We start from the raw sequence: 13801 nt of genomic DNA, 5'->3' as shown, positions 1-13801 counted from the left end.
ATTGGGCAGGCCATAAGGAAGCTCCTCAATCCCGCGGCTCCTGCTTAGAAATTCTTGTATATTTAAGAAAATAGTATCATATTGATTGACATGTTTGCCAAAATCCTTACTCTTTGAAACCTGATAACCAGAAAATAACTCTCTGGAATCACAGCCGCGGCTATAGTACGCCGTCAGCATATTTGCCGCCATCGACTTCCCAAAACGGCGCGGACGGCTCACGCAGACATTGTCCTGCATGGTATGGAGGACGGAATTCGTATATTCTATCAATCCTGTCTTATCAATATACACAGCCGAATTCACAGCCTCCTCAAACTTACGATTATCCGGGTTCAAATAATTTCCCATTCTATTTCACCTCCCGTTTCCGACGTCCCAAACGGTCACTGCAGTATACCAAAGCCATTGATACCCGCTCAAAAATCAGTAATATTCAAAATCTCCTGCGGTATATACTTCCCGGATTCCAGCACTGCCTTCATCCTGCTTACCGTTTCCTCATGAAAATGCGCGAAAAAATCCTCCCTTATGTTCCGGTTCTGCTGTTCCTTCGTATCCGGCAGGTTCTTTACGCCACACGTCCCATCTGCCTTTTCGAGCATGGCTGCATATGCCTCCGTAAAAGGAAGAATCTCCCACCTGCCTGAAACCATTTCCGCAAGGCTTTCGTAGATTCCGATTCCCTCATAATCCAAATCGCCGAAATAATAGATCCGATTCTCACCATTCTTCATATAAGGCTCCACACACAAATCAAAATCCAAAAAGGAACGCAAAATTCCCTTCCCAGCGCCATAAATCAGCGTCCCAATCTCCATGCCAAGGACTCTGTCCTTCCCTTCCCGGGGTATCTTATCAGCAATTTTCGCAGCCTCCCTGGCGCTGCCTTCCATCAGATGCCGCCGCATACTGTAAAAAGTATCCTTATTCTCTAAAATTAAAATATTCTGGGGCACTTGTCTTGTCCTGGAATAATAAGCCAGTGGTTCCGTCGTCTGATATATATTAAGGAAGCCTTCCGCCAGGCCACAATTCTTCAAAATCCGCTTCCCCTGCCCGCGGCTTAAAAACTTCTCACGGCTCCAGATTTCAAAACTTCTCTCATTCGTAGATTCCGTATATTCCAATTTTTCCCTATGCTTCTTCAAAATATTCACTCAACATCAGAATCCACGGCCTGTCCTGTTCATAGTTCGCAAGATGTGATAAATAATAATCAATCGATATCATAGGATGCAGCCGATATTTCAATTCCTCTTCAAATATACTATAATCCTTTTCCTGCTCCGCCAGCCAGTATTCCCGATAGAGCGCCGGATGCTTTCCATTTGTACCAGACGCTTTCACAGGTTTCACCTTTCCTTCGGAAATCAATTCCAGAATGTATTGATATTGCTGCTCATAAGTATTATTCTGCCGAGAGTGGAGCAGCTCTTTTAAGGATATACGTTTCATAGAGATCATCCGCCTTCTGAGAACTATATTCTTTTTCATATTAACATAGTTCTGTTCTAAAATACAGTATGTATCCGTTTTAATGTCCATAATGCCCATAAGATTAAAAAAGAGAGATTTCGGAAAATGCCATACTTTCCGAAATCCCTCTTCTAAATGAACTTATCTCTTCTTTTTCTTTCCCTTTTTAGACTTTATCTGTACGCCGACAATAACTGCCACACATGCGGCTGCCAGAACAATCCATACCAGAAGCTTGCTGGTATCTCCTGTCTTAGGAAGAAGGGTGGAAGCGGCAGACCTGACTGCATCTGCAACCGTACCTGTACCGGTTCCCGTCCCCGTGCCGTTAGTGCCATCGTCACCGGATCTATTTGCAGTGGTTACTTGCCCAGTTCCATCGCCTGTTCCCTGACCATTATTGTTATCATCTCCGCCAGTAGTGCCGTCTCCGCCCGGATTATTGTTATCTCCGCCTGGATTGTTGTCTCCACCCGGATTATTGTTATCTCCACCCGGATTGTCGTCTCCGCCCGGATTATCATCACCACCCGGATTATCGTCTCCGCCTGGATTATCATCTACTCCATTGTTATTCGGTCCACCCGGTACTGCCGGTGTCCATGCGATTGCAAGTGGTGATGTGCTTGTGATCTTAAAGCGTAATCCATCGCTGCCATCGTCAGTCTTGGTCTTTGTAACCGCCACATTCTCCCAATGCTCTACCTCACCGATAGAATCACCGGATGCAAACATATGAGCTATCGCAAAGTCATAATCCTTTATATTGGTGCCTTCCGGACACTTAACCGTAACGTCAAGACCTCCCTCAGGGAAATCATCCGCCGTTGCCGGCTTATAGGTGACTTCGTTATCGGTGCTGATTTCTACCACAAGGTCATAGAATGCTATGTTCTGATATGTGAAATCTCCCGGCGCCCCGATGTCGGAAAGTGTTGCTGTGAGTTTTGAAATAATTTTCTCAGTCGCATCCTTTTTGTCCGGAGACTCCAGTTTTTCCATCAGCTCAGGTGCAATATTATTCTTCTCATGATCTACGGTGTCTAACTTTGTAACGCCAGTCCTTGTATATACGACAGTGTCAACCTTGCTAATCGTAGCTGATGCAATCTCACTGTTGGTCATCCCTTCCTTAACTGCAATCGCTTTAATGGTAGCTGTTGCGTTAATCTTGAAAGGCTCCTTATATTCATTGCTGTCTGTTGAAGGATCGGTTCCGTCTGTCGTATAGTAAATGGCCGCCCCTTCTGTTTCACACGTAATCTCTATGGTCTTCGCCCCACTGAAAGTAGAGCCGTCTTCCGGAGATATCACAGGCTTCTTTACCATTAACCCCGGGCAAGTCTGGGTATCCTTTGCAGCCTTGCTTGCTTTGTGGGTCCGCTGTCGCCGCATATCTAACGTATCCGGTGTATTCTGTATTGGGCTTACAATCTGTCTTGATGTTCGCATCTTCCTCTGAGGAATATTTTGACGCTTCCTCATCTTCAGGACTGCTGAAACGATATTCTAAAACCCTGTCAGAAGTACTTCCCGGTTTTTCCGGGTCGCTCGGATTCTCTGGGTTATCCGTACTATTCGAATCATCCGGATTATCTTTATCCCCTGGATCTCCGGTTTCATTATCCGAGTTCCCCGGCTCTCCGGTTTCATTATCCGAGTTCCCCGGCTCTCCGGTTTCATCTCCATTATCCGAATCTCCTGAAGCTTTGGCTTCTTTCTCGTCGCCATTGCCCTCGGAATCTCCCGTATCCTTTGAAGCAACGGGAATCGTAGCGGTGAATGTCTCTCCGTCTTCATTCTCCTTAAACTCTAATTTGAAGCTTGGAGGAACGATTTCCGTCTCAAGTTTTCAAATACAACTTCCAACTCGCCGATATCACTCTGCAGCACGTTCAAAGACTCTTTTGACTGTGCATAGAATGTATGGGTTGATTCCGGATCAATGTTGTCGAAGACCGGAGTATCCGTCCATTCTCCGTCGTCCATCTTGTACTGATACTCAACGCCCTTTCCGGCATTCGTGATATCCAGTGTGTAGTAGAATTTGTCTTTAAATTTCGCGCTGACATTGTAGTTTCCGGTAAGTTCCGGTTTATCAGGCGCTTCTGCCTGGCTGATTACGACCGGAGTCGCAAGCTTTAATTCACCGCTTATCTCGCCCAATGAATAGTTTTTACCTTTGTCGCCGCCAAGTACCGGATTCTCAAGCGTGACTGTCGAATAAGAACCGACGTCCACTCCTGAAATCGTCGCCTTTGTCTCTAATTTAACGTCATTCTTATCGGCAGGCAGGACTCCTACAAATTGTACGTTTGACAGTTCCACTTCGTTCGTGCCGTCATATGGTCTGTTTACTGCCGAGAGATTGTTCACATTGACCGTAACCGGCAATTTTTCAATCTCAAAAGTTGTCAACGGAGCGGCGTCCGTATAATTACCTGTTCCTTCTATTGTATAAGTTACAGTGCCGGCGCTTACAAGATCACCGGAGTCGGCTATGGTGTAATCAACCCCTTGAATTAAGACCTTATCGCCCAGTTTAACCGTAACCGTAGGCGTCTTCTTTGTGCCGTCATATTTTGCAGACGCCGGTTCCACCGTTACCTCTGCATTGGCTATAGACGCCGGGTTAATCGTAAATGTCTGGTCTATCTCGCCTGAATAATTACCGTTATTTCTTGCCTTGATTTTCGCAACTGCCGGTTTATCGGCAGTTGAGATTGCCTTATTGTTCTCATAGACTACCGTGTAATCAATAGTCTTATCAAGAATCATTCCGTTGTACTTGATGACCACTTCTGGTTTAATCTCTTCCCCGGTATACGACTGGCTGTCAATGGTGCTGACCATTTCCTTTTCCAGCGGCTTTGCTGTTACAGTCACTTCTTTTACAATATCCGGATATCCGTCTTTTGAATAGGTTATAATATAGGTGTGTGCATCGCGAATAATATCCGCCGTACCGCCGCCCCATATTTCAATTAAGCGGTTCCAGCTATCCGGGCTGTCTACGATATAGTCGTCGCCATACGGATTCTCACGGGTTTCATTAATCTGAATCGCTTCTTTCGTCAGATCCGCGCCTGTATAAACCTGATCTACCGTATGGATATCATCCTCAGATAGAGATACTTTCAGAATAAGGTCGGCGCTTGTCACTCCTCCTCCATTCTGCAATTCATCTGCATTAATAATACTTCCGCTTCCTAAAATCTGGCTGCCCATCCCATTTACCAGACCGCCGTTCGGAGGGATTGTCAAAGAACTATTTGGAGGGATATTCAACGTCTGGTCAATGAGGCTTTCATTCAATACCGCATCTCCATATACAAAACCAGTCTTTTTATTCTCATCCCAGATAATTCCATTCAATTTTGTGGCATTTTCATATTTAACAGAACTTGCTATGATTGTTGCGCTTCCGTCTCCGGATGACAAATTCTTACATGTAATTCCGCTATTCTTAGGGCTGGTTGCCGGAGGATTATTGAGTCCGCCGACTGCTGTTACCGTACCGCCGGAAATGATAATCTCACCGCCGTTGCCGCTTCCGCCGCAGCCGATTCCGGAACCGCCTGTGATAACGCCCTTTACGCCATCTCCGCCTGTCGCCACTACATTACCGCCCGTAATCGTAATCGTGCCTGCAGAACCTCGCGCAGCGCCGCCGATTCCGGCGCATTGGGCGCCGCCTGTTGCAATAATGTTACCCATTATGGATACTTATATTCCCGGATGGCAGCCCATAACCTTGGGCGCCAATTCCGGCAGCGCCATCTCCGCCTGTTACATTGAGCGTAGCGTTCGGATCCTCGCTGTAGATATTCAGGTTAGCGCCTGACGGAACCAGGATTCCTGCTTTACCTATCGCACTTGTAAGCGTGTTTGTACCCTCAAGATACAAATTGACCGTTGCCCCTGCACAGATTTCAAAAGCCGGAACGTTCGCAGCTGTTCCGTCCACAGAGTTACATCCTGTAATATAATATCATGAGTTCCCTTTGTTACTTTAATAGTCCCCGTCCCGTTTCCAGTAATCGTGTGCTTAATACAAACGTCGTCTGGACATGTAAATTCTGTAATTGTCACGGTTCCTGCGGATACATCCGTATTACCTTCTTGTCTCGCTGACGTTTGCGTTCCGCCAGCGCCTCCCGCACCGACAGACGGGACTGCCGCGCCTGTGTCTCCTCCCGAAGTATCGCCTGACCCACCCGGAGTATTCCCGTCCGGAGTAGTACCACCGCTTGTATTCGCAGACGGATTTATATCTGCCGCCGTGACCGTCGATGGAGCAAAAAACATCATTGTACATGCCATTAATGGAATTGCAAATAGTCTCAGATTCTTTTTTCGCATCATACTAATTCCTTTCTATATATTTATCAAATCGTTAAATCTATGGGCAAAATGGAATTTTGACCTTTAGATCAATCTTTATATAAGTATACTTCAATCTTCCAGGAAGTTCAACGATTTTGTAACTGGCAAGATATACTTATATATGGAAAAGTTCGCTTCTAATGTCATTATATTCATATAGGTTGTCTGAAATATCTGACATTAGGAAAGTTCTTCACCTGATTCTATCCGGAAATACGCTCTGACTCTAACGCTCAGCCGCCTGAGCATATGCTCCACCCCCTGTTCCATCTTTTCTGCTTTTTCCAGATATCAACACCGGTATCCCGGTAATATGTTTCTAACTTCACCTCGTCTCCACCTCTTTCCATGATACATTTTGATTCTGCCCCGTATCACCTAAAAAGAGCGTCTTATAATATATCGTCAAAAAAACGATTTTGATTAGAAAACTTGAGAAGATAGTTTCAAGTTTTCTAATCAAAATCGTACTGCGCCATTTACAAGTATTTCTTCATATCTTCCATAAGCTTCTCCTCGCATTTCACCAGTTTCTTTGCCAGAGAAATGCTGCCATGAGACGCGTCCGGGCATTTATTCATACATTCGCTGATTGATTGAATCCCCATATTGCATCCGTTCATAAGAATCTTTGCAATCTGTGTACTGTCATCTTTTACCAACAGTTTTACCTCGGTTGTAATCCATGAAAATGCGGATGCAATCTTATCCGGCTGCTGACCGCGCTCTCCCAGTTCCGCCAGAAGTTTTGAGGATTCCTCTTCCAGTTTCTTATGCTGCTCCTTGTATGCCGTCAAAGTCTGTTCTAACTCTGCGTTCATCAGGAACTCTTTGATACGGTCTATACTGCCGACCGCCATTTTACATCCCGCATTACATTCCTTCAAAAGTGTGACTGTCTGTTTATCCATATTTACGCCTCCATTGTATACATTTTTATATAGTTTTTAGTAAACAGACGGAAAATATACTTTTCAGACAATTAAAAATTTTGCTGTTACAAATACGTTAATCTTTTAGTGTAGAACAGTAAATTTTGCAAAAACAGACTAATAATTTACACTGTTAGCTGTTATTCTATTTCAAAAGCAGAAAAGGAGTTGAAAAAGAAAAACCTGAATTTTAGTTGCAATACGGAACAACAAATGTTCTTTCACGCAACATTTGGTAAAATATACCAAAAGATAACTATTTACAGAAAAAATACAAAGGAGGAGAGCGTATGGCTTTTGACAAAAATCTTAAAGCGTTACGTCTTGAAAACAAAATGACACAGGAAAATGTCGCGCAGCAAGTGAATCTTGCCCGTTCCACCATTGCAGGTTATGAAACGAAAAACCGACAGCCCTCTTATGAAAAGTTATCGGCATTTTGTAAACTCTTCCATGTGTCTATGGACGATCTTCTTGAAGATAATGCGGCAACTTACAGCACACCCAATGAATCCTTGAACATATCTGACGACGAAATGGATTTACTTGAGAGATTCCGCCGTCTACCGGACCATTTGAAGAAAGACCTGTGTAAGTATCTCCATTCCCTGGAGAACCAGACAGAAATAAAAAACCTACAACAAGAACCGTAAGTAAATCAAAAATGGTGTTAGGAATATTCCGCAGTGATGTGCCGGACACCATTTTTTGATGCAAAATTTCTAATCTGAGATAGTACACAAACAAATCAATCGGAATTGTACAACTTTTCTCTCCAAATCCCAATATATTTCGATATCTATACGTAAAAATTCCATTTGTCCAACAGATCCTATATATAAAAAATGACAAATTTTCAGAAAGGAATTAGTATGATGCGAAGAAAGAAATTACTATCATTAACGGTATTTTTAACAGCATTTACAATGTCGTTTTATGCCCCTTTTGCCGCTTCTGCAACGGATAATCCGAAAGAAAAGCAAAATGTCCCTCGGGCAACGTTCAATAACAACATCTCGCAGGGCGACATTGTGATTGCTGCAAGCGGAGAACCGCCAACTCAAGTATGTCCCGGCGGAGACGACTGCCTGGGACACGTAATCAGCGGTACAACAGGAAAGGACAGTGGGAAGCCTAATACAATCGTAATAGAAAGCGGTGAACACAATATCACTTTGTCTGACCTGAAAATTTATGCAAATGCCTATACAGACCCAGACGACCCCAACGACTCCGGCGGCTCTGATCAGTCAAAGGTCTGCGCATTCCGTATCCAGGACAATGCAAAAGTTAACCTGACTCTGGAAGGGAAAAATATTCTGGCAAGCGGTACGACCTGCGCGGGATTGTTTGTTCCGGAAAAGGCTGCGTTGACCATCACCGAAGAATCCACCGGAACCCTGATTGCCAACGGCGGCAGCGGCGGCGCAGGCATTGGTTCCGATGCAGTTGGTTCCTCCGGGGAAATCACCATTAACGGCGGCACCATAAAGGCGAACGGCGGCACACGGTCTGCCGGTATCGGCGGAGCTCCCAATGCAGGTTTCAAATCCATTACCATTAACGGCGGCACCGTAGAAGCTACCGGAGGAATGGGCATAACCGGAGGAAATACTGACGCATACAAGGGCGGCGCTGGTATCGGCTGCGGAGCGGGCAGTACCGGCGGAAGCATTACCATCTCGGGCGGAAACGTTACGGCTCTTGGCGGTGTGCGAAGTGCAACCGACCCGTCCCGCGCTGCTGGTATTAACTGTATGAATCTCCTGGCAGATCCCGGAAGCAGCGCTTCCATCGTTGCAAGCAACCTCCATCCATCCGTAGGAACCAGAAATTTTAACGGTATCATTTGGGATGCCAAAAAGAAGGAAGGAAAAGTCTATGGTCAGGCGACAATAAAGGAAGATTTAGACGCCCAGACTTTAAATATTGGTCCAGGATGTATTTTGACGATTGATCCGGGTCATATAGATGCTTTCAATAAATGTGAACTAAAAGGAAGCGGCAGTATTGTCAATTACGATTGTCTGGATACGGACGGTACGCTTGTCCCTTCTCCTACCCTGGAGCGAAGAGTATCCTTAATCGACACTGACGTCACTGTTAAGAACCATATCTTCACTGGCGACAACTTAATTGACGAAGTGATTGATATTGCCGAAACACGTATAGACAACAAGGGAACCGCCGATCCAACAGATGATGAAGAATATGTCATTGACGACCCCAAAAGTTGGAATACTGAAATTTTGTTCAACTATATACAACCTGTAGACGAAGTAATCGACGCCGGTCATTACCAGATTACATATAAAAAAGACGGCTACAAATCTTTTGAGAAGGAATTTGACATAACGCCGCAACTGCTGCGCGCGAATGAAGTGAAAGTCGATCCGGTTCCCAAACAGCCTTTTAATGGTAATAAAATTACTCCAAAATTTAACATAACCTATAATGGACATTCTGTTAACTTGGATAGAGACTATACCATAACGAAGGAAGAAAATAACGATAGAGCCGGTAATGCGACAATAACGATTGGAGCAAAGAAGAATGGCAACTACAGTGGTGACAGGGAAATAACGTTTACCATTGAGCCAGCGTCTCTTGAAAAAGCAACCGTTACGTTAGATTCTGAATCCGTTCCTTACGATGGCGCCGAGCATCCTCCTAAAATTACCGTAACGATGGATGGAGCCGCCAAGCCTTTAGAGTTAGATACGGATTATACGATTGAATATTCCAGGGAAGGCAATCCAAGCGCAGACTTTACAAGTGCAGGCGTGATTGAATGCATCGTGAAAGGAAAGGGGAATTATAGCGGAGTAGCCGCGGCGCTGACATTTACGATTAATAAGATACCAATCACGATTAATCCGAATGTCCTTCCTGTTGCAAAAGACAGACCTTACGATGGAACAGATCAGGTGGAAGTTGATGTGACGTTCAGCGGCGTATTGGGCGATGATGATGTGAAACTGGCTTCCATGGGTACGATTTCAAGCCCTAATGTCGGTTCTTATGGAACCGTTGACCTGATTGACCCGGTACTTGGCGGAGAGGACGGAAAGAATTATGAGTTAGCGCCTGTAAAAGACCAGAAATTGAAGTCCCCTGTAAATATCGGACTAGGTCTTGCGCCCAAGATTACGGTCAATTACGACGTCACTCCCGAAGATGTGAATACTGATAAGAATACGTTTGATTGTACCTTGGAAATCGCAGGCAGCAGCGATACTGGCGATAATGCATCTACAATAAAATATATGTATAGCATGGACGGAAGCGAGCCACAGGAATCTCCTGTATTTGCTTATCCAGCATTTGTAATTGAGCCTGGCTCCACCCATGTTTTTGAAGCTTACGCTGTAGGAAATGACAATATAAAATCCAGTGAAACAGGCACCACTGGGGATTATCTCTTTCAATTGCTTCCAAAAGCTAAGCCAGAATTCAATTCGGAAGAAGCCAAGTTACAATTTACGGTAAATGAAGAAAAGCAGACCATTGCAGCCGCTCTTCCTGTACTTGAAGGCGCTGAATATAGTTTTGATTTGAACGGGGAATTCTCCTCCGAAGAAAATGCACATATCAAAACGGACTGTGAATCAGACACCGAATATACCGGATATATCCGATATGCGGCAACGACGACTCATGAAGCAAGTGAAGCCGTCCCTATCACCGGGATTGCGCCAAGGCTGGCAGTGCAAAAACCAGTTGCCTCTATACCGGGAGGCGGCACCGAATTTGTTGGTTCTACAGAGGTTACGCTGACTACCAGAACGAAGGACGCTGTAATCTACTACACACTAGATGGAAGCGATCCTAAGGATGAAGCGAATCCGGAACGGATCAAATACTCTGAGACAGATACAATCAAGATTGACAAGGATACGACAATTTATGCGGCGGCCTTCAAAGATCCGAATATGGATTCAAGCGAAGTAGGTATTTATGAATTTGTTAAATTCTTCCCGCCGCTAAACGAGCCAGTGATAACGCCAGAGGATGGTTCTACTTTTACCGGTTCTACGCTGGTAACAATCGAGTACCCAGTAGAAGATGATGAAGAAGTAGACGAAGGGATTGAGATTTATTATACAACAGACGGAAATGCTCCTGATAAGACAAATAAAAAGCAGAAATACAAGGAACCTTTCAGAATCAATAAGTCAACAACCATCAACGCGATTGCAGTCAAGAAAGACATGGGTGACAGCGAGATGGCTACCGCATCTCTTGAAAAGCTAGAGAGTACGGTAAATGTATATTCCAGCCTTGCGTCATTTGCCACGACAGGAGAAGAGACTGAGAACAATCCTATTTCTGATGAACTAATGGCAAAACTTGGGACGAACGACAAGAAAACGGCCAGTGAATCTATCGTCGCATCATTGACTTCTGAACTTTCCGTCATTGGAAGCTACGGTGATTTTACCTACGATAGAATGAAGTTCTATGATCTGGTATTGAAAGTAAAAGTTGACAGCGAGCCTCTTCGTGACGCTACTGCCGATGATTTCTCGGAAGGTGGTCTGACCGTTACTGTACCGTATCCGGAGGGAACCAGCTTAGAAGCTAACGATTTTGCTATTGCTCATATGTTTGGCTCTGGTGAGAATGCTGGAAAAATAGAGACATGGCAGAATGTAACTGTTACCAAGACCCCCGGCGGTCTGCAATTTACCGTTACAAGCGCATCGCCTCTTGCTATCGCTTGGACGACTGCCGTTCCAAACGGACCGAACAGCAACACAGTCGGCGACGGTGGCAATATTGTTGATCCGGATGATCCTAACGGTGATAACAACGGTGACGACAATGGCGATGACCCGGGTGACAATAATGGTGACAATAACGGCGATAATAATGGTGATAATAACGGCGATAATAATGGTGATAACCAGGATGATAATAATGGTGACTTCACTGTAACCACCAATCCCCAAGATGGTTCTTCGGGAAATGGCTCCTCAGCAGGGGGCACGACTACTACAGGAACCGGAACGGGTTCGGCCATTGACGCCGTCAGATCCGCCGCTTCTTCTCTCCTGCCAAAGACTGGCGATACCAGCAAGATATTCATATGGGTTATACTGGCAGCCGCATGTATTGCAGTTATTGCAGGAGTAATGATTAAGTCCAAAAAAGGAAATCGAAAATAGAGGAAAAGTTTCTATACAGCTATACCCAAGTCCACTGCCCCGTAAGGGGCATGTGCCCTTGGGTATATTTTACGATACCACAGAATGAATAAGCCTCACTACCATATTATCACATTCCGTTTTTAGATATTGCCACAACTCCTCGTCATTTTCATAGTATTCTTCAATGAAATGCTTCACAAGTTCGCGCATCCTCTCCTTCGCTTCTTCTTTCGCACAAGTACCGAGCATCGCCTGTATTTTGCTTTTCTCCCCTTTCTCTATCCTTTTGCTGTCCAACTGTTTATTCAATAAAATATGGTATGCTACATCTGCAAGGACAATCCCACAGAGATTCTCAATTATTTCCTCATACCTTAATGGACGCAGTCCACCCGCCCCGTAAGGGGCATGCATTACGGTGTGCCCTTGGGTATACCTTAATGGACGCAGTCCACCCTGAACATGTTCTTCTGCGTAATTCCGTAATACTTGTATCACGTATGTCTCAGGGAATTGATTCAGAAATCTCTGCTCGATACAGATGCATCTTACATATTCATATACAGCGTCAATCCCAGTCCTGCCAGACGCTTCCCCCATACCTGCCAGCAGCGGATAATCCAACGTCAGAATCGTATCCTGGGGCGCATAACGAATATCGTACCTTTTCAAGAATTCTGGGATTGCATTCACAGTATCCTTCAAAACGATATTTCCATAGGAACAAAAATCTCGAAGCAAAACATGATACATCTCCATCATCTCCCGAACTTTCTTATCCACAAGACGATATCCCAATTTATAAGCCTCTTTTGCAGGGACTCCTTCTGCGGCTAATGCATTACCACCAGACTGCTCATACTCGTGGATACAGTAGATTACGGCTTCCATCAGTTGATTTGCCTTCTCGTAGGTTATTGATGTACTCTCATATCCCGTGTACTGCTCTGACAATTCCGCAACAATGGGAATCAGTTCTTCCATCTCATACATCATTCTTTCCATTCTCTCCCTCCGTCTTTTCATACCATTTGTCCGTTCACTGTAAATCTTTCAACGCTTCCAGATAGAGCTGTGGGTCCCACCGTTTCACTTCATCGAATTGTCCGTATTCCCCTCTCCCTTCCGTCCGTTTGTATCCCCGATATCCGCTCCGCACTGCCTGAGCAAATACCTCAAGACAGGTTCCTTCCAGATAATCCAGGTCGCCGTAACAGACTGACTCGAACTGTTCCTTCATAAAATGAAGCAGTTCATCATCCGTCAATTCGTCCAGCATTTCATTCTTATATAGGTAGAAAATCTCCTGAATTCTGACCAACGTTTCCACGTAATTATCCTGATTTATATAGTAGGAATCGCAGAATTCATAGATCAGCCTTGGAAGTATGCCCTCCCCAAATTCCACTCGTTTCTGCTCTTTCAGTGTATTCTTGCGCTCTGCTAACATAATCTGTGCATCCTCCTCGCTCAACGCAAGACCATATTTCTCTGTGTATTGGTTTGTCGCAAGAACTTTTCCAATTTGTGTCTGATTTGCTACTGCTTCTAACCAGTTTCCCTTGCCCATAGCACATTCCTCCTGTTAGACATCCTCTTTTTGGTTCATTCATTTACTTGGATTTATGATTATAGCATCCCTTTTCGGCATATACCAGTCTTGAATTTTTAGCTTTTTTGTGGTATAATAAAGACAAGAAAAAGAGTTGGAAATTAATATCTTCCAACTCTTTTACATCGTTACTATAACATTACAGATGCGATGTTCCGGCAATCGAGTAGGGAAGATCCATCTTCCCCTACTCAACCAGTGACTCCAAGGAGATTAGAAAGCCTTAAACTCCCAATTAAGGC

The 13801-nt window shown here is 44.6% G+C and carries 12 protein-coding genes and 1 pseudogene; 2 read left to right on the top strand and 11 right to left on the bottom strand.

Going from position 1 to position 13801, the window contains the following annotated elements:
* Positions 1-18: 18 nt before the first annotated feature.
* The 9 genes and pseudogenes from AC6I3O_RS02250 to AC6I3O_RS02210 form a co-directional block, all read right to left on the bottom strand.
* Positions 19-351 (bottom strand): annotated as a pseudogene (locus tag AC6I3O_RS02250) (AAA family ATPase); the annotation flags it as partial.
* Positions 352-419: 68 nt separating this feature from the next.
* Positions 420-1151 (bottom strand): hypothetical protein, encoded by a 732-nt coding sequence (locus AC6I3O_RS02245; RefSeq protein ID WP_497849526.1) that lies wholly within the window; start codon positions 1149-1151, stop codon positions 420-422.
* Positions 1138-1458: a hypothetical protein gene (locus tag AC6I3O_RS02240; protein ID WP_497849525.1), complete on the bottom strand. Its 321-nt coding sequence runs from the start codon at positions 1456-1458 to the stop codon at positions 1138-1140. Before AC6I3O_RS02240 ends, AC6I3O_RS02245 begins: the two co-directional genes overlap by 14 nt.
* A gap of 162 nt (positions 1459-1620) precedes the next feature.
* Entirely contained in the window at positions 1621-2964 is a 1344-nt protein-coding gene (locus tag AC6I3O_RS02235) for a chitobiase/beta-hexosaminidase C-terminal domain-containing protein (protein WP_497849524.1), read from the bottom strand.
* A gap of 24 nt (positions 2965-2988) precedes the next feature.
* Entirely contained in the window at positions 2989-3210 is a 222-nt protein-coding gene (locus AC6I3O_RS02230; protein WP_497849523.1) for a hypothetical protein, read from the bottom strand.
* An 81-nt stretch (positions 3211-3291) separates the two neighbouring features.
* Positions 3292-5196: a YDG domain-containing protein gene (locus tag AC6I3O_RS02225; protein WP_497849522.1), complete on the bottom strand. Its 1905-nt coding sequence runs from the start codon at positions 5194-5196 to the stop codon at positions 3292-3294.
* On the bottom strand, positions 5189-5446 hold the full coding sequence (locus tag AC6I3O_RS02220) for a hypothetical protein (RefSeq protein ID WP_497849521.1): 258 nt from the start codon (positions 5444-5446) through the stop codon (positions 5189-5191). The genes AC6I3O_RS02225 and AC6I3O_RS02220 overlap by 8 nt, the downstream gene beginning before the upstream one ends.
* Before the next feature lie 121 nt (positions 5447-5567).
* The gene (locus AC6I3O_RS02215; protein ID WP_497849520.1) at positions 5568-5696 is read right to left on the bottom strand and encodes a hypothetical protein; all 129 of its coding nucleotides are present in this window, start codon (positions 5694-5696) and stop codon (positions 5568-5570) included.
* A 648-nt stretch (positions 5697-6344) separates the two neighbouring features.
* Positions 6345-6776 carry a hypothetical protein gene (locus AC6I3O_RS02210; protein WP_497849519.1) on the bottom strand — a complete coding sequence of 144 codons (432 nt, stop codon included), beginning with the start codon at positions 6774-6776 and terminating at the stop codon, positions 6345-6347.
* 311 nt (positions 6777-7087) lie between these two features.
* Between AC6I3O_RS02210 and AC6I3O_RS02205 the strand changes: the two genes are divergently transcribed.
* Both AC6I3O_RS02205 and AC6I3O_RS02200 read left to right on the top strand, forming a co-directional pair.
* Positions 7088-7450, top strand: a complete 363-nt coding sequence (locus AC6I3O_RS02205; RefSeq protein ID WP_497849518.1) for a helix-turn-helix domain-containing protein — start codon at positions 7088-7090, stop codon at positions 7448-7450.
* A gap of 219 nt (positions 7451-7669) precedes the next feature.
* The gene (locus tag AC6I3O_RS02200; protein ID WP_497849517.1) at positions 7670-11965 is read left to right on the top strand and encodes a chitobiase/beta-hexosaminidase C-terminal domain-containing protein; all 4296 of its coding nucleotides are present in this window, start codon (positions 7670-7672) and stop codon (positions 11963-11965) included.
* Positions 11966-12034: 69 nt separating this feature from the next.
* Here AC6I3O_RS02200 and AC6I3O_RS02195 read toward each other — a convergent pair whose 3' ends face one another.
* Both AC6I3O_RS02195 and AC6I3O_RS02190 read right to left on the bottom strand, forming a co-directional pair.
* The gene (locus AC6I3O_RS02195) at positions 12035-12952 is read right to left on the bottom strand and encodes a DUF6179 domain-containing protein (RefSeq protein ID WP_497849516.1); all 918 of its coding nucleotides are present in this window, start codon (positions 12950-12952) and stop codon (positions 12035-12037) included.
* Positions 12953-12986: 34 nt separating this feature from the next.
* Positions 12987-13517 carry a DUF6323 family protein gene (locus AC6I3O_RS02190; protein WP_497849515.1) on the bottom strand — a complete coding sequence of 177 codons (531 nt, stop codon included), beginning with the start codon at positions 13515-13517 and terminating at the stop codon, positions 12987-12989.
* Positions 13518-13801: the final 284 nt, after the last annotated feature.

It is taken from the genome of Sporofaciens sp. St.21A7, assembly GCF_059728535.1.
The sequence above is the reverse complement of the archived record's forward strand: the minus strand, read 5'-3'. Positions and strand labels throughout refer to the sequence as shown.

Excerpts from the sequence above, each read along its gene's own strand:
- AC6I3O_RS02235 (WP_497849524.1), bottom strand. The coding sequence starts at position 2,964 with ATGAGGAAGCGTCAAAATATTCCTCAGAGGAAGATGCGAACATCAAGA.
- AC6I3O_RS02230 (WP_497849523.1), bottom strand. The coding sequence starts at position 3,210 with ATGGCGACGAGAAAGAAGCCAAAGCTTCAGGAGATTCGGATAATGGAG.
- AC6I3O_RS02205 (WP_497849518.1), top strand. The coding sequence starts at position 7,088 with ATGGCTTTTGACAAAAATCTTAAAGCGTTACGTCTTGAAAACAAAATG.
- AC6I3O_RS02240 (WP_497849525.1), bottom strand. The coding sequence starts at position 1,458 with ATGAAACGTATATCCTTAAAAGAGCTGCTCCACTCTCGGCAGAATAAT.
- AC6I3O_RS02225 (WP_497849522.1), bottom strand. The coding sequence starts at position 5,196 with ATGGGTAACATTATTGCAACAGGCGGCGCCCAATGCGCCGGAATCGGC.
- AC6I3O_RS02200 (WP_497849517.1), top strand. The coding sequence starts at position 7,670 with ATGATGCGAAGAAAGAAATTACTATCATTAACGGTATTTTTAACAGCA.
- AC6I3O_RS02195 (WP_497849516.1), bottom strand. The coding sequence starts at position 12,952 with ATGGAAAGAATGATGTATGAGATGGAAGAACTGATTCCCATTGTTGCG.
- AC6I3O_RS02210 (WP_497849519.1), bottom strand. The coding sequence starts at position 6,776 with ATGGATAAACAGACAGTCACACTTTTGAAGGAATGTAATGCGGGATGT.
- AC6I3O_RS02190 (WP_497849515.1), bottom strand. The coding sequence starts at position 13,517 with ATGGGCAAGGGAAACTGGTTAGAAGCAGTAGCAAATCAGACACAAATT.